Source organism: Flagellimonas olearia, from assembly GCF_009184425.1.
In the GTDB taxonomy this organism is placed as follows: domain Bacteria; phylum Bacteroidota; class Bacteroidia; order Flavobacteriales; family Flavobacteriaceae; genus Flagellimonas; species Flagellimonas olearia.
The window spans coordinates 1-319 of the sequence record NZ_WELG01000193.1; the positions used below are offsets into that span (position 1 = coordinate 1).

Below are 319 nucleotides of genomic sequence, written 5' to 3' on the forward strand. Positions count from 1 at the left end.
TAGGGATTATGCGGTATTAGCCTGGGTTTCCCCAGGTTATCCCCCTCTAATGGGCAGATTCTCACGTGTTACTCACCCGTCCGCCGCTCGACGCCTCCTAGCAAGCTAGGATCGTTTCCGCTCGACTTGCATGTGTTAGGCCTGCCGCCAGCGTTCAATCTGAGCCATGATCAAACTCTTCAGTTAAGAAAAGCGTTTAAAGTGCCTACGCACTTAATACATGCTCAGTTCGCCATCTGAATTAACAAAAACTTTGTTGACTCGTTCAGAACTGAAATCTCTTAAAGATCCCATCCCGAACAGGTCCCACACGTTTGCT

The 319-nt window shown here is 48.6% G+C and carries 1 rRNA gene; it reads right to left on the bottom strand.

Going from position 1 to position 319, the window contains the following annotated elements:
* Positions 1-186 (bottom strand): 16S ribosomal RNA (locus F8C76_RS19640); the annotation flags it as partial.
* Between the last annotated feature and the right edge of the window lie 133 nt (positions 187-319).